Consider the following 13,781-nt stretch of genomic DNA (forward strand, 5'->3'; position numbering starts at 1 on the left):
ACGACACCGGCCCCGACGACGACCTCCCCGGCAACGCCACCGCCCCCGGGTCCCCTGGCGACGACCGCAACGGCACCAGCGACGGCATAGCCGCTGACGGCGACGCGGACACCCGGGCCATGGACGGTGACGCCGACACGAAGGCGCGCACCGGCTCCGCCGAGGCCGACGCCGACGCCGAGGCCGACGCCGACGCCGACGCCGACGCCGACGCCGACGCCGAGGCTGACGCCGACTCCAGTGCGGACTCCGCCGCCGACGGCGAGCCCGCCGCATTCGGACCCGCGTCACCGAACGCGAACGACGTGTTCGACGACGTCGAGTTCGACGAGCTCCGCGACGAGACCGGGCACGACGAGACCGGCGACGACACCGACGGCGAGACCGACGCGTTCGGNNCAGTCGGGTCAGCGCCGGACGGCACCGCCGATCCGGCACCCGAACCCGGAAGCCTCGGCCCTGAACCGCCGCCGCCCCCGCCGTGGACCCCACCGGAGCCCGGAGCGATGACCCTGCCCGGCCGCGAACGGGTCACCCTCACCGTGACCCTGGACTACGACACGCTGCGCCACCAGCTCACCGACACCAGCCAGACNCTGGCGCTGCTCGGGGACTCCACCTGGATCCGGCCCGACACCGCCCGACGCCTGGCGTGCGACGCCGACGTCATCCCGATGGTCCTCGGCTCCCACGGCGAGGTCCTCGACGTCGGCCGCAAGACCCGCGCCGTCCCCACCGCCACCGCCCGCGCCGTCATCCACCGCGACCGGCACTGCGCGTTCCCCGGCTGCCGCCGACGCGCCCACACCACCGAAATCCACCACATCGTCCACTGGGCCGACCACGGCGACACCAAGCCCGACAACCTCGTCTGCCTCTGCCGCTATCACCACGACCTGGTCCACCACGCCGGCTGGACCGTCGCCATGCTCGACCACCAGCCCTGGTTCACCCCACCGCACTGGCTCGACCCCACCCGAACACCACGACACAACCGCCCCTGGCAAATCGTCATGTGCATCTGAGTGCGGTGCCGAGCTCGAAGGCCACCGACCGCACGATCGTGCCGCCGGGCTGGGCGAGAACGTGCTCACGCAGGCAGGCGAGGAGCCCGGCCCGACGCGCCGCCGGCAGCGCGAGGTGGTTGGAGAACGTCCCGACCAGGTCCAGGTACTGCTCGGCGTCGTAGCGGTGGTCGGCCCGGAACCGACGTACCTGCGCGGAGTGGAACTCCGCGGCGTCCTCGATCCCGTAGGCGCTGGCCGTCGGCAGGTCCTTGAGGGGTACGAGTCGCAGGCCGGGCGGCGCGTCTGGATCCCAGCGCTCGTAGCAGGACCGCTGTACGTCGGCGAAGAACGCGTCCGAGGGGCCCGAGACGTGGATGGTCTGGACGAGGGCCAGCAACCCGCCCGGCCGCAGCAGGCGAGCGACCCGGGCGAACCGGGTGGCGGGGTCGAGCCAGTGGAACGACGTGGCGCAGACGACGAGGTCCACGTCGGCGACCTCCGGCTCCCAGCGTTCGACGTCGGCGGTCACCACCTCGACGTCCGGGAAGTCGGCGAGGCGGGCCCGGGCGACGTCGGCCAGCGCGGCACCGAGTTCGACGGCGAGCACCCGGTGGCCCCGGCGCGCCAGCGCGGCGGTGGCCTGACCGGTCCCGCACCCGATCTCCAGGGTCCGCGGAGGAGACGTCGTCAGCCGGCGGTCGATCTCGTCGAGGAGCGCCGGAGGGTAGGTCGGGCGGGCCCGGTCGTAGCGGAGTGCGTCCTCGTCGAACATGGCGCGCAACGTCTCGCGGTCCCCGGCCATCCGGGGAGTCTGCCCGGTGACCGCGCCTCCACGGAGGGACACATGGTCGCAACAGGAACGCATGCCCTCGGAAACGGTTGCGCACAATCATCGACGGTGAGTCCCTCCGACGACCCGAAAGGCTCACCGTGGCCGACCTCTTCAGCCCGTTCACCCTCAAGGGCGTGACGCTGCGCAACCGCATCGGGATGTCCCCGATGACGCAGCACGCGTGCGAGGACCGCAGCGGGAAGATGAACGACTATCACGTGATGTACCTCGGAGCCCGCGCTGCCGGCGGCTTCGGGCTGATCTTCCCCGAGCAGGTCGCGATCGTGCCGGAGGGGCGCACCACGGTCGACTGCTCGGGCATCTGGGAGGACGACCAGATCGAGGGCCACGCCCGGGTCACCGCGATCATCAAGCGCCAGGGCGGCGTGGCGGGCATCCAGCTCGGCCACACCGGCCGCAAGGGCAGCGAGGTCGCCGCGCACGACCGCATCGGCGAGTACGGGCCCGGCGCCCAGTTCCCGCCGGACCACGACCGTGGCTGGCAGTGCGTCGGCCCGTCGAACATCCCCTACGGCGGTGACCACCCCTTCGACGTGCACGCCCTGACCCGCGACGAGATCAAGGGCCTGCACCGCTCGTACGCCGACGCCGCCCGCCGTGCCGCCGACGCCGGGTACGAGTGGCTCGAGATGCACTTCGCCCACGGCTACCTGGGCGCCGAGTTCTTCTCCCCGCTCGCCAATCAGCGCGACGACGAGTACGGCGGCTCCCTGGAGAACCGGGCCCGGTTCCTGCTCGAGGCCCTCGACGCCGTGCGCGAGGTGTGGCCCGAGCGGCTGCCCCTGACGATGCGCCTGGGCTCGGACGACTTCCACTCGAAGGGCGTCCAGTTCGACGAGTCGGTGCAGGCCGTCGCGTGGATGGCCGAGCACGGTCTCGACGCCGCGGACATGAGCCTCGGGTTCAACACCGACGACATGGAGGTCGCCCCGCCGATGAACGACCCGGGCTTCATGCTCGAGCGGTCGTCGCGGATCAAGCGCGAGGTCGGCATCCCGACCGTCTGCTCCTGGAACCTCGGCGTGCCGCAGAACGCGAACCGCGCGATCGAGGCCGGGCTGACCGACGTCGTCCTGCTCGGGCGTCCGGCGCTGTCCAACCCGCACTGGCCGCTGTGGGCGGCGCGCGAGCTCGGCCACGAGGCGCCGTTCTCGATGCTCCCCGACGACTGGCGGCACTGGCTGGAGAACTTCCGCGGGCACGCGGCCTCGATCGGGCTGCCCCCGACCGGTTCCTGGTCGCCGACCCCGGAGGACGAGATCGCGATGCTGCGCTCGGCGTGACCCGCAGCCGGCCGACGCGGAACATCCGCGTCGGCCGGAGGGTTGCCCCGCGCATGAGGATCGGCATCATCGGTGCGGGCAAGATCGGCGGGACGTTGACGCGGCGGCTCACGTCCCTGGGACACGAGGTGCGGGTGGCGAACTCCCGCGACCCGGAGACGCTGGCGGACCTGGCCGCGGAGACGGGCGCGACCGCGGTGTGGGCGAAGGACGCCGCGCAGGACGCGGACCTCGTCATCGTCAGCATCCCGCAGAAGAACACCCCGGACCTCGCGCCGGGCATCGTCGCGACGGCCAAGCCGGGCGCGCCCGTCGTCGAGACCAACAACTACTACCCCCAGCAGCGCGACGGCCGGATCGAGGCCCTCGAGAACGGGACGCCGGAGAGCGTCTGGGTGAGCGAGCTGCTCGGGGTCGACGTGTACAAGGTCTTCAACGGCATCTTCTGGAAGTACCTGCTCGAGCGCGGGGTCCCGCAGGGCACGCCCGGCCGGATCGCCCTGCCGGTCGCCGGGCCAGACGGTCCCGCGAAGGACACCGTGCTGGCGCTGGTCGACGAGCTCGGCTTCGACCCGGTCGACGCGGGGTCGCTCGAGGAGTCCTGGCGCCAGCAGCCCGGCACCCCGGTCTACGGCACGGACCTCGACGCCGAGGGCGTCCGCAAGGCCCTCGCGGAGGCCCCGCGGGAGCGGCCCGCGGAGTTCCGCGCCTCCTGACGACGGGTCTTCCCGACAGCGGGTCTTCCCGACGACGGGTCTTGCCGACGGCGGGTCTTCCCGACGGCGGAGCCTGCCGCGATCGTGACGTACTCCATCCGGTCGAGTCCGTGACGATCTCCGCGCGGCGTGCGTCCGACGGGTGAGTGCGGCGGTCGGATCCCTCCGGCCGCCGCCCCACGGGCCGCCGATCCACGGGAGGACCACCATGACGACCACGGGACGTACGACCGAGCAGCACCGCACCGACGGGTCGGAGGGCCGGCGCACCTGGTCGGACCTGTTGGCGACGCCGGGCGCGATCCGCGGGCTGGTGGCCGTTCTCGTGCTGCTCGCGATCTACGTGGCGGGCGCGCTGTCGCACCTGCACGTCCTGGGTCTCTGACCCGCGCGTGGGGCATGATCGCCCCCATGCGCGCAGTGCAGGTGAGCAAGCTCGAGGGACCGGAAGCGCTCGAGGTCGTCGACGTCGACGAGCCGGTCGCCGGGCCCGACCAGGTCCTCATCGACGTCGAGTCGGCGGGTGTGGTGTTCCCCGACCTGTTGCAGACCCGCGGCGAGTACCAGATGCGGCCGGAGCTGCCGTTCGTCCTCGGCTCCGAGGTCGCCGGGACCGTCCGCTCCGCCCCCGACGGGTCGGGCTTCGCCCCCGGCGACCGGGTCGCCTCGCTGTGCGTCGTCGGCGCGTTCGCCGAGGTGGTCGCCGCCCCGGTCGACCAGACGTTCCCGCTGCCCGACAGCGTGTCCTTCGACGTCGGGGCCGGGCTCCCGATGAACTACCTGACCGCCGAGTTCGTCGTCGCCCGCCGTGGGCGGCTCGCCGACGGCGAGACCGTGCTCGTGCACGGCGCGGCCGGCGGCGTCGGGGTGGCCTGCATCCAGTTCGCGAAGGCCCGGGGCGCCACGGTGATCGCCGTCGTCTCCACCGAGGGCAAGGCCGAGGTCGCCCGGGCCGCCGGCGCCGACCACGCGATCCTGGTCGAGGGCTTCAAGGACGCGGCCCTCGAGATCACGGGCAAGCGGGGCGTCGACATCGTCGTCGACCCGGTCGGTGGGGATCGGTTCACCGACTCGCTGCGGTCGCTCGCCCGCGGGGGACGGCTCGTCGTCGTCGGCTTCACCGGCGGCGAGATCCCGACCGTCAAGGTCAACCGCCTGCTCCTGCGCAACACCGAGGTGGTGGGCGCGGGCTGGGGCGAGTGGGCGTGGAACAACCCCGGCTACATGCGCCGGCAGTGGGACGACCTGACCGACGACATCGCCTCGGGCCGGCTCGCCCCGCCAGTCAGCGGCGTCTACCCGCTCGCCGAGACGGCCGCCGCGGTGGGGGAGCTGGCGGAGCGGCGGGTCACGGGCAAGGTCGTGATCCACACCCGCGAGTAGGCCGATACGGTCGCCTCCGACGTCGTCGTCGGGGAGGTCCGATCATGCTCGCCCACAGCCGCTCGGGAACCGGGGAACCGCTGTTCCTCCTCCACGGCATCACGCACCGCCGGCAGGGCTGGGACCCGGTGCTGCCGCTCCTGGAGCGGGAGCACGAGGTGATCGCGATCGACCTCCCCGGGCACGGCGAGTCCGCGGACGTCGACCCCGGCTTCGACGGGTCCACGCGGCCGTTGGTCGAGGCCGTCGAGAGCCTCGCCGACGACCTCGGGATCGACCGGCCGCACGTCGCCGGCAACTCGCTGGGCGGTCTGATGGCCCTGGAGATGGCCGCGCGGGGCACCGCGCGGTCGGCGACGGCGCTCTCGCCCGCCGGGTTCTGGTCCCCGGTCGGGCGGCTGTGGGCGAAGGCGCTGCTCGGCGGCGCGTCCAAGGTGCTGCAGAGCTGGTCCCGCGAGCGTCTCGACGGGATGCTCGCGACGCCCGCCGGCCGGTACGCGCTGCTCGGCGCCCTCGTCGCCCACCCCGGCCGCGACCACTACGCCGCGATGGGGGACGACCTCCAGGGGCTGGCCCGTCCCCGCGAGGGGTTCGCGACGATGCTCGCCGCCCTCGACACCTGGACCACGCCCCGACGCGCGGACGTCCCGACGATGGTCGGCTGGGGTTCACGCGACCTGCTGCTCCCGCGCGCGCAGATCCGACGCCTGCGCCGGGTGCTCCCCGACGCCCGCGTCGTGGTGCTCCCGGGCTGCGGTCACGTCCCGATGGCGGACGACCCGGAGCTCACCGCGGAGCTGATCCTCGGGACGGCCCGACTCTCCCGCGGCTAGACCCGTGCGTGCGCGCTGATCCGTGGCAGGCTGCGGGCCGTGGCCCACGAGAACGAGTGGTACTACTGCCTGAAGCACAACACGGTGGAGCCCTACGAGGGCTGCCGCGCGGCCGACCGGCTCGGTCCCTACCCCGACCGGGACACCGCCGCGCGGGCGTTGGAGATCGCCCGCGAGCGGACCGAGGAGGAGGACCGCAAGGACCGCGAGGACTGGTAGCGGTGGCCCACGAGTACCGGGTGACGGTGTCCTGGTCCGACGACCCGGGCACCGTCGACTACCGCTCCTACACGCGCGACCACACCGTCGCGGCGACGGGGAAGCCGAGCCTCGACGGGTCGGCGGACAAGGCGTTCCGCGGCGACGCGGCACGGTGGAATCCCGAGGACCTGCTGGTGGCGGCGCTGTCCGAGTGCCACCTGCTGAGCTTCCTGCACGTGGCGGCCGAGGCCGGCGTCGTCGTGACCGCCTACACCGACACTCCGGTGGGGCGGATGACCCGCGACGACGACGGCGGCTGGTCCTTCGAGCGGGTGGTGCTGCACCCGCAGGTCACGACGACCGGTGGGGGCGCGGGGCACCTCGCGAGCCTCCACCACGCGGCCCACGAGGCGTGCTTCATCGCCCGCAGTGTCGCGTTCCCCGTGACGGTGGAGCCGGTCTAGCGGTACCAGAGCCGGTGCGCGGTGCGCGCGACGTCGGTGACGGCCCGGATCGTCTCGGCGCGGCAGGTCGCCAGCTGGGGGGGTCGGCATCGACACGGCGAGACACGCCGCGACCCGGCCCCCGGGGTCGGCCACCGGCGCGGCGACGCAGCTGAAGCCCTCGGCGAACTCCCCGCGATCGAGCGCGTAGCCGTCGCGGCGGACCGTCGCGAGCTCGACGTCGAGCGCCGTGGGGTCCGTGATCGTCGCCGCCGTGAAGCGGGTCCCCGCGACGCCCTCGAGCCGGGACCGGCGCGCGGAGGAGAACGCCATCAGCACCTTCGCCGCGGCGACCGCGTGGGCCATCGTCGGCGGGACGCGTGCGGGCAGGTCGGGGATGCGGGCGAGCCGCTGGTGGCCGCGGGCGTCGAGGAGGTCGACGTGGTCGTCGTCGGTCCACTCCGCCAGGTAGGCGCGCGCCCGCGTCCGCTGGTGCAGCTCGGTCACCGCGTCCGCCAGCATCGTCGGGACCTCCGCGGCGCGCCCGACGGAGCCGGTCGCGGCGGGGGCCACGACCGGGCCCGGACCGGGACGCATCCGGAACGTGCCGGACGGGGTGCGCTCCACGTACCCGCTCTCGATCAGGGCGTCGACGGCGGCCCGGGCCGCGTCGGTCGGGCGTCCGAGGTGCCGACCGGCGCTGCGCAGGTCGAGCCCCTCCGGATTCGCCGCGAGGAGACGGAGGGCGCGGAGCGTGCCCGGAGGCGCAGCGGTCGTCACCCTCCGGAGAGTAGGACGCGGAGGGTGACGGAGAGCTGCGCTGAACGAGTGAACTCAGTAGCCGGAGGACCCGCCGGCGTCACCGTAGGACGTCGATCCGCCGGCGGCCGGAGCCGAGTAGCCCCCGGCGGCGGGAGCCGGATTCCCTCCGGCGGCCGGGGCCGAGTAGCCGCCCTGCTGACCCGTCGGCTGCCCGCCCTGCTGGCCGGTCGCCGCCTGCTCGCCGCCGGCGGCGGGCGCGTTCGGGGCGACCGGCTTGCCGTCCGGACCCACGGCGCGCCAGGTGCCGCCGACGCCGTTGCCGGTGGTCTCGCCCGGCGCGGCGTCCTTGGCGTAGCGGTAGAGCGGCCAGCCGTTCAGCGTGAGCTGCTTGGTGCCGTCGGGCCGGTTGACGGTGCCCACGCGGCTCGCGTCGATGCCCTTGAGCCAGGGGTCGGCGTCGGTGGCGAGAACCGGCGGCCACTGCTCGGCGCAGGTCCCGGTGCACGTGCTCGCGGCCGGCTTGTTCGAGTCCTTCGTGAACGAGTACAGCGTGTACCCGTCGCTCGTGGCCACCGTGCCGAGCGGGGTCTGGCGGGACGCGAGGTTCGCGCCGGTCAGCGAGGTCGGGGCCACCTGGCCCGCGCCCGCCGTCGGGACGACCGCCTGGTCCGAGCTGCCCCAGTGGGCGATCGCGACGTAGCCGGCCGCGCCCGCGGCGACCGCGCCGGCCGCGACGAGGGCGAGCAGCGCCGTCCGGCCGCGTCCGGCTCGACCACCACGACGGTGGCCCCCGGTCGGCAGCGGCCCGCTCGGGTGCTCGTAGCGCTGGGGCTCGACGTCGTCGGCCAGGCGTCGGCGGACGGTCGGGTCGGCGGCGCCGCGCACCCCGACGTCGTGCGGGAAGGCGTGCGGGCCCGACATCGGGCGCTCGGACACGGGCCGGCCGCCGGTGGTGTGGGCCGGGAGCGGCTGCGGGCCGGAGTACGGGACGGCCACGTGGGCCCCGGAGCCGTATCCGGTCACGGGCTGCGGACCCGAGACCGGGCCGCCGTAGGGGGCCGCCGGGTAGCCGCCGGTGTGGGGCGCGGCGTCGTAACCGTCGTACGGACGCGCCTCGCGCGGCACGGGGATGCCGAACTCCGGTCGCGGGTCCTGCTGGACGTCGGGGCGCATGGGGGAGGTACCTCCGGTCGCGGGGGAGCGGTGCCGCCGCGGGAGTCGGGGGATTCCCGCGGCGGCGCAGCACGAACGGTAGGGAGCCCGTCCCCGTCGACCCGCCGTTGCTGAGAGCGGGCGGGCGTGCACGCCGAGCAGGGGCTCTCCTGCTGCGGCGAACGGCGTGAGGTGCTTCCGGACGGCGGGTGGGGCTGCTCCGTCTGCCGACATCACGGTTCAGCAACGGAGACGTCGCCCCGTCCACGCGGGGACACCGGTCCCCGGGGAACTCAGGAGCGGTGCGGTGCGGCCCCCGACCGGTCGTCCTCGGCGGACGAGCGGGTACCTCGACCGGTCGCGGTGGCCACGGCGGCGCCCCGCGGGCCGGGGTTGTCGGCGTCGGCGCACTCCCGGGCCCGTCCGATGCCGAGCACGAACGGGACGATGACGACGCCGTACCCGTCGGGAAGAGCGGCCAGGCCGACGACGGCGGGTCCGGAAAGGACAAAGGCCCTGGTCACGAGCGTGACCAGGGCCTGTTGTGGGCGATACTGGGATTGAACCAGTGACCCCTACCGTGTCAAGGTAGTGCTCTCCCACTGAGCTAATCGCCCGAGGCGGAGGCGGGAATCGAACCCGCGTACAGGGCTTTGCAGGCCCTTGCCTAAACCACTCGGCCACTCCGCCGGGATCCTCGGAGGCCTGCCTCCCCGAGCGGACGACGGGACTCGAACCCGCGACCCTCACCTTGGCAAGGTGATGCGCTACCAACTGCGCTACGTCCGCATGTCACCGGTAAGAAGTTCCGGAGAAGTTCTCCCTGCCGATGATGAGAACTCTACTGCATCGTGCGCGGCCCCCGAACCGGGGGGTGGTGATCAGCTCGGGTCGGTCGAAAGCAGCAGGCCGAGGGCGTGCTCGAGGTCGAGCCAGTCGTCCTCGGCGCCCGGCTCGATCACCTCGTGGGTCCGCTGGAGGAACTCCGAGACCTCACGGGCGAGGGCCCGGAACGTCGCGTGGCCGGAGGGGGAGGAGAGCTCGATCTCCACCGACTCGCCCTCGGAGGGGCGGATGCGGACGTCGCCGTCGCCGGCCGCGTCGATCAGGCCCTCGGTGAGGAGGTCGCGGGAGAACACCCACTCGACCCACCCGGCCCGCCCGGTGCGGAAGGCCGCCTGCACGGCGTACGGGTCGCGGGTGTCGTAGCGGAGCTCCACCTGGACCGGGACGGGCGGGTTCGGCGGACCGATGAGGTCGAACACCGCCGTGGACCGGATCGTCACGTGGTCGTTGTGCATTCGAAGGCTGCCTTTCGCGCACGCTGCTGTCGAAGAGGGGAACGACCGGCGGCCGAGCCTGTGACGCCGGTTCACCCGGCTCACGCACCGAGCACATCTTAGGAGTACCCGGTCGAGCCCTTACCCGGTCCGCCTCCGTAACGGTCGACCCTCCCTGCCCGAGCGCCCACCACAACCCGACCGCACTAACCTGGGCCGCGTCGGACCCGGACACACGAGCACGAGGAGGAGGTGGACCCGTGGCGGAGGCGTCGCAGAGACGATCCGAGTCGACTGCGGAGCGTGACGGCGTGCCGGACGACGCCGTGGCGGACGCCACACTGCTGCGGGCCGTGACCGACCGGGAGCCCCGGGCGCTGGAGCGCTTCTACGACCGGTTCTCCCGCCGCGCCTACTCCCTCGCCCGCCGGATCTGCGTGGACGAGTCCCTCGCCGAGGACGTGGTGCAGGAGGTCTTCCTCCAGGTCTGGCGCCACCCCGAGCGGTTCGACGCGGCGCGCGGCAGCGTCGCGACCTGGCTCATGACGATGGTCCACCACCGGGCGGTCGACGCCGTCCGGCGCGAGGCCACGCGCCGCAAGTACACGGTCCCCCCGGCCGACGACGCCGACGACTGGTCCGCGCAGGACCGCCTGCCCGCCGGTCCGGGCGCCGACGAGGCGGCGTTGGAGCGCGTGGTGGCCGGCCACGTGCGCGACGCGCTGGACAAGTTGCCCACCGAGCAGCGTGAGGCCCTGACGCTCGCCTACTTCGGCGGTTTCACCCAGCGGGAGGTCGCGAGCATCGCGGGGGTCCCGTTGGGCACGGTGAAATCACGCATGTTCACCGCGGTGCGCACACTGCGGGGGATGCTGGAGGGACAGGTCGAGCGAGGGGAGGGATCGTCATGAGGGCGACGCCCGACGGCCACCCCGAACTCGCCGTCGCCTGGGTGCTGCACGGGCTGGAGCCCGACGAGGACGCGGAGTTCGCGGCACACCTCGCCGACTGCGCCGCGTGCCAGGAGATCGTGGCCGGGTCCGAGGAGGTCGCCGCCCTGCTCGGGTCGGCGGTCGAGCCGATGGACCCGCCGCCGGCGCTGCGGGACCGGATCCTCGAGGCGGCCTCGCGGGATGACAGCGCGTCGTCGCCGGCGTCCGGTGACGAGGACGCCGCGCCGTCGAACGTCGTGCCGCTGCGGCGCCGCCGCCGGCTCGTGGCCGGGCTCGTGGTGGCCGCCGCAGCCGCGCTCGTCGTCGTGATCGGCGGGCTCGTGAACGCGAACCGTGACCTCGCGCAGGAGCGGGACGCGGCCGCAGCGCAGGCCGAGCAGGGTCGGCAGGTGGTCGAACTCGTCGACGCGGCCGCCCGGCCGGGGACGCCGCACGCGGTCCTGGCGTCGGCGCAGGGCGGGTTCGTCGGACTGGTCGTGGACCGCGGTGCCGGCTACGAGCTCCTCGCCACGGGGCTGCCGGCGAACGACACGGCGCACACCTACGTGCTCTGGGGTCTGGCGGGGGGCCGACCGGTCGGGCTGCAGGCGTTCGACATGTCCGGTTCGGGGCCCGTGACGACTTCCGTACCCTCGACGGTGGCGGACCGCCGTGTCGCCGGGTTCGCGGTCTCCTACGAACCCGGCCGGACGGTGCCCGCCACGCCGACGCAGGTCGTCGCGAGCGGTCAGCTGGCGGGCTGACCTCCCGCGGGCCCGCACCGACGACGAGGCCAGGGAAGGCGATGACCCAGGACCAGGGCACCACCTCCGCACGACCGACCGCGACCGCCACCACCGAGCCGGCCGACCCACCGTCGGGAAGACGCCTGCACGGACTGCGGGTCCGGGTGCGGGCCTTCCGCATGACGGTGCGGGCACGGCCGCACTGGAACCTCGCGTGGCGCTGCGGCATCGGGTTCCTCGGCACCGTCGTGCTGATCCTCGGGATCATCGCGATCCCGTACCCCGGCCCCGGCTGGCTCATCGTTTTCACCGGCCTCGGCATCCTCTCCACCGAGTTCGAGTGGGCCGGACGCGTCCTTCGGTTCGCGCGCCGCCACTACGACCGGTGGGTCGCGTGGGTCAAGCGCCGGAACAGGGTGGTGCAGCTGCTGTTGGTGCTGGCCACGGGCGCCGTCGTGCTGGCGACGCTCTGGCTGCTGGATGCGCTGTGGATCGCGGCCAGGACGGTCGGCCTCGACCACTGGACCTGGCTGCGCAGCCCGATCATGGCGTGAGCTAGGCTGGTCCGTGCTGCGGGCGATTAGCTCAGGGGGAGAGCGCTTCGTTCACACCGAAGAGGTCACTGGTTCGATCCCAGTATCGCCCACTCGCAGGCAGGCCCGGTTCCCATTGAGGGAGCCGGGCCTTCGTCGTTCCCGGGCCCGACGACGTCTCGGTGCCGGTCGGGCGAGACGTCACCCATGGGTCCGGACGACGGCGCTGGGGCCGGGTCGGTGACGTCTCGGTGCCGGTCGGGCGACGTCAGTGGCATCGGGTGCACCCAGGAGGCCCCGGTGCCACACAGGCCCCGGCCCCGGCCGACGGTGCGGCGTTCCTGCCACTGGACGCCAGTGACGACGCTTCGCTGTCAACGGGCGGGCGACTGGTCCGGACCACTCGGTTGCCCACGATCGATTTCCGTTCGATCGGTTGAGAGTTCTAGTATCGGCGCCGTGCACGAAGCGACGGTGTGGGGCGAGCGGGCGCGTCTGGCGGCGTGGTCGGCGCTGGTCAACATCGACGAGCTGGGGCTCGACGACGACGGCCGGGTGCAGGTGGTCGAGCTCGCGCGCTCGTTGACCGAACTCCCGGATCAGCGCAAGGCGCGACTGCTGCGCGAGGCACTGTCGCGGTCGACCGGCCTGACCGTCAGCACGGTCGTGTCGTGGCTCGACGAGGTCCCCACGACCTGACCGGTCGGGTACCCGCCCTTCTGATTGTCGGGGTATGCCTCTACCGTCCTGCTCGGTCGGGTGACTCGAGGAGGATGTCGCATGGGTGCACGTCGGGTTGTGGTCGCCGCGGTGGCGGTGATCGGGTTGCTCCTCGTGGGGACGATCGCGTGGGCGAACCAGGCGCAGCCGCTGCGCTACGTCAACCTCGGCGACAGCTACAGCTCGGGTGCAGGCATCCAGCCTGCGGCTCCCGGATCGGCTCCCGCCTGCAGTCAGTCGCAGCTCAACTGGGCGCACGACATCGCCTCCGACACGGGCGCCACGCTGCGTGACGCCTCCTGCAGCGGGGCGCAGACGAAGGACTTCCGGACGTCGCAGTCGCCCGGGGTGCCGCCCCAGCTGGACGCGATCTCGGCCGACACGCAGCTGATTACGCTGACGATCGGCGGGAACGACAACAACGTCTTCGTCTCGACCATCCAGAAGTGCGCCACCGCGGCCCTGACGACGGCCGGCCAGGGCAACCCGTGCGAGCGCACCTACGGCTCGAGCTTCGTCGACACGATCAACACCAGCAACTACCCGAACATCGTCCGGGCGCTGCAGGACGTGAAGAAGAAGGCCCCGAAGGCCCGCGTCGCCATCTCCGGGTACCTGCGGATCCTGCCGGCGACGACGGGGTGCTACCCGATCATGCCAGTGGCCTCCGGGGACGTGCCCTACCTCAACAACATCGAGAACACGCTCAACAACGCCGTGAAGCGGGCGGCCGCGCAGACCGGGGTGACCTACCTCGACGTCACGGCGATCTCCACCGGCCACGACGCCTGCCAGCTCCCGGGCGTGCGCTGGGTCGAGCCGGCGGTCCCGGTCAACGCCGCACCGGTCCACCCGAACGCCATCGGTGAGCGGGAGATGGCGAACAACGCGATCGCCAACCTCGGACTCGCGAAGGTCTGAGTCAGAGGCCCGAGAG

Annotated in this window: 18 protein-coding genes, 4 tRNA genes and 1 pseudogene; 15 read left to right on the forward strand and 8 right to left on the reverse strand. The window is 73.2% G+C overall.

Annotated elements, in window-relative coordinates:
* The first annotated feature begins 674 nt into the window (after positions 1-674).
* Positions 675-1,025: an HNH endonuclease signature motif containing protein gene (locus A3CO_RS40280; RefSeq protein WP_425393402.1), complete on the forward strand. Its 351-nt coding sequence runs from the start codon at positions 675-677 to the stop codon at positions 1,023-1,025.
* Here A3CO_RS40280 and A3CO_RS0100010 read toward each other — a convergent pair.
* A complete protein-coding gene (locus A3CO_RS0100010; protein ID WP_018330185.1) occupies positions 1,012-1,809 on the reverse strand; it encodes a class I SAM-dependent methyltransferase in 798 nt (265 codons plus the stop codon). The two genes, A3CO_RS40280 and A3CO_RS0100010, sit on opposite strands and share 14 nt — an antisense overlap.
* 128 nt (positions 1,810-1,937) lie before the next feature.
* Between A3CO_RS0100010 and A3CO_RS0100015 the strand changes: the two genes are divergently transcribed.
* The 7 genes from A3CO_RS0100015 (at position 1,938) to A3CO_RS38550 (ending at position 6,740) form a co-directional block, all read left to right on the forward strand.
* Complete coding sequence (locus A3CO_RS0100015) at positions 1,938-3,143, forward strand: oxidoreductase (RefSeq protein WP_018330186.1); 1,206 nt, start codon at positions 1,938-1,940, stop codon at positions 3,141-3,143.
* A 53-nt stretch (positions 3,144-3,196) separates the two neighbouring features.
* Positions 3,197-3,859: an NADPH-dependent F420 reductase gene (locus A3CO_RS0100020; RefSeq protein ID WP_018330187.1), complete on the forward strand. Its 663-nt coding sequence runs from the start codon at positions 3,197-3,199 to the stop codon at positions 3,857-3,859.
* Between the two features lie 208 nt (positions 3,860-4,067).
* Positions 4,068-4,244 carry a hypothetical protein gene (locus tag A3CO_RS37755; protein ID WP_018330188.1) on the forward strand — a complete coding sequence of 59 codons (177 nt, stop codon included), beginning with the start codon at positions 4,068-4,070 and terminating at the stop codon, positions 4,242-4,244.
* 26 nt (positions 4,245-4,270) lie between these two features.
* Positions 4,271-5,242 carry an NADPH:quinone oxidoreductase family protein gene (locus tag A3CO_RS0100030; RefSeq protein WP_026204127.1) on the forward strand — a complete coding sequence of 324 codons (972 nt, stop codon included), beginning with the start codon at positions 4,271-4,273 and terminating at the stop codon, positions 5,240-5,242.
* A 44-nt stretch (positions 5,243-5,286) separates the two neighbouring features.
* The gene (locus A3CO_RS29250; RefSeq protein ID WP_018330190.1) at positions 5,287-6,075 is read left to right on the forward strand and encodes an alpha/beta fold hydrolase; all 789 of its coding nucleotides are present in this window, start codon (positions 5,287-5,289) and stop codon (positions 6,073-6,075) included.
* Positions 6,076-6,114: 39 nt separating this feature from the next.
* Positions 6,115-6,294 carry a hypothetical protein gene (locus A3CO_RS0100040; protein ID WP_018330191.1) on the forward strand — a complete coding sequence of 60 codons (180 nt, stop codon included), beginning with the start codon at positions 6,115-6,117 and terminating at the stop codon, positions 6,292-6,294.
* Between the two features lie 2 nt (positions 6,295-6,296).
* A complete protein-coding gene (locus A3CO_RS38550) occupies positions 6,297-6,740 on the forward strand; it encodes an OsmC family protein (protein WP_018330192.1) in 444 nt (147 codons plus the stop codon).
* A 141-nt stretch (positions 6,741-6,881) separates the two neighbouring features.
* Here A3CO_RS38550 and A3CO_RS40285 read toward each other — a convergent pair.
* Positions 6,882-7,085 (reverse strand): annotated as a pseudogene (locus A3CO_RS40285) (IclR family transcriptional regulator domain-containing protein); the annotation flags it as partial.
* Between A3CO_RS40285 and A3CO_RS38555 the strand changes: the two are divergent.
* Positions 6,994-7,191, forward strand: a complete 198-nt coding sequence (locus tag A3CO_RS38555; RefSeq protein ID WP_169510908.1) for a hypothetical protein — start codon at positions 6,994-6,996, stop codon at positions 7,189-7,191. The pseudogene A3CO_RS40285 and the gene A3CO_RS38555 sit on opposite strands and share 92 nt — an antisense overlap.
* A gap of 362 nt (positions 7,192-7,553) precedes the next feature.
* On the opposite strand, the gene A3CO_RS35120 is transcribed toward A3CO_RS38555, so the two are convergent.
* From A3CO_RS35120 to A3CO_RS0100080, 6 genes are all read right to left on the reverse strand, one after another.
* Positions 7,554-8,654 carry a hypothetical protein gene (locus A3CO_RS35120; protein WP_018330194.1) on the reverse strand — a complete coding sequence of 367 codons (1,101 nt, stop codon included), beginning with the start codon at positions 8,652-8,654 and terminating at the stop codon, positions 7,554-7,556.
* A 272-nt stretch (positions 8,655-8,926) separates the two neighbouring features.
* Positions 8,927-9,157 carry a hypothetical protein gene (locus A3CO_RS37765; protein WP_157646887.1) on the reverse strand — a complete coding sequence of 77 codons (231 nt, stop codon included), beginning with the start codon at positions 9,155-9,157 and terminating at the stop codon, positions 8,927-8,929.
* A 21-nt stretch (positions 9,158-9,178) separates the two neighbouring features.
* Positions 9,179-9,250, reverse strand: a tRNA-Val gene (locus tag A3CO_RS0100065).
* A gap of 1 nt (position 9,251) precedes the next feature.
* Positions 9,252-9,323 (reverse strand) — tRNA-Cys (locus tag A3CO_RS0100070).
* Between the two features lie 26 nt (positions 9,324-9,349).
* Positions 9,350-9,422, reverse strand: a tRNA-Gly gene (locus A3CO_RS0100075).
* Positions 9,423-9,514: 92 nt separating this feature from the next.
* Entirely contained in the window at positions 9,515-9,934 is a 420-nt protein-coding gene (locus tag A3CO_RS0100080) for an SsgA family sporulation/cell division regulator (RefSeq protein WP_018330195.1), read from the reverse strand.
* A 290-nt stretch (positions 9,935-10,224) separates the two neighbouring features.
* Between A3CO_RS0100080 and A3CO_RS0100085 the strand changes: the two genes are divergently transcribed.
* The 6 genes from A3CO_RS0100085 (at position 10,225) to A3CO_RS0100110 (ending at position 13,765) form a co-directional block, all read left to right on the forward strand.
* Positions 10,225-10,824, forward strand: a complete 600-nt coding sequence (locus tag A3CO_RS0100085; protein ID WP_018330196.1) for an RNA polymerase sigma factor — start codon at positions 10,225-10,227, stop codon at positions 10,822-10,824.
* Entirely contained in the window at positions 10,821-11,609 is a 789-nt protein-coding gene (locus A3CO_RS35125) for an anti-sigma factor (protein ID WP_018330197.1), read from the forward strand. The genes A3CO_RS0100085 and A3CO_RS35125 overlap by 4 nt, the downstream gene beginning before the upstream one ends.
* A gap of 41 nt (positions 11,610-11,650) precedes the next feature.
* Positions 11,651-12,145 carry a TIGR02611 family protein gene (locus tag A3CO_RS0100095; RefSeq protein ID WP_018330198.1) on the forward strand — a complete coding sequence of 165 codons (495 nt, stop codon included), beginning with the start codon at positions 11,651-11,653 and terminating at the stop codon, positions 12,143-12,145.
* 20 nt (positions 12,146-12,165) lie between these two features.
* Positions 12,166-12,237: transfer RNA gene (locus tag A3CO_RS0100100), tRNA-Val, on the forward strand.
* A gap of 346 nt (positions 12,238-12,583) precedes the next feature.
* On the forward strand, positions 12,584-12,823 hold the full coding sequence (locus A3CO_RS0100105) for a hypothetical protein (RefSeq protein ID WP_018330199.1): 240 nt from the start codon (positions 12,584-12,586) through the stop codon (positions 12,821-12,823).
* Positions 12,824-12,904: 81 nt separating this feature from the next.
* Positions 12,905-13,765 carry an SGNH/GDSL hydrolase family protein gene (locus A3CO_RS0100110; RefSeq protein WP_033413227.1) on the forward strand — a complete coding sequence of 287 codons (861 nt, stop codon included), beginning with the start codon at positions 12,905-12,907 and terminating at the stop codon, positions 13,763-13,765.
* The last annotated feature ends 16 nt before the right edge of the window (positions 13,766-13,781 follow it).

The sequence above is a fragment of the Actinomycetospora chiangmaiensis DSM 45062 genome (assembly GCF_000379625.1).
In the GTDB taxonomy this organism is placed as follows: domain Bacteria; phylum Actinomycetota; class Actinomycetes; order Mycobacteriales; family Pseudonocardiaceae; genus Actinomycetospora; species Actinomycetospora chiangmaiensis.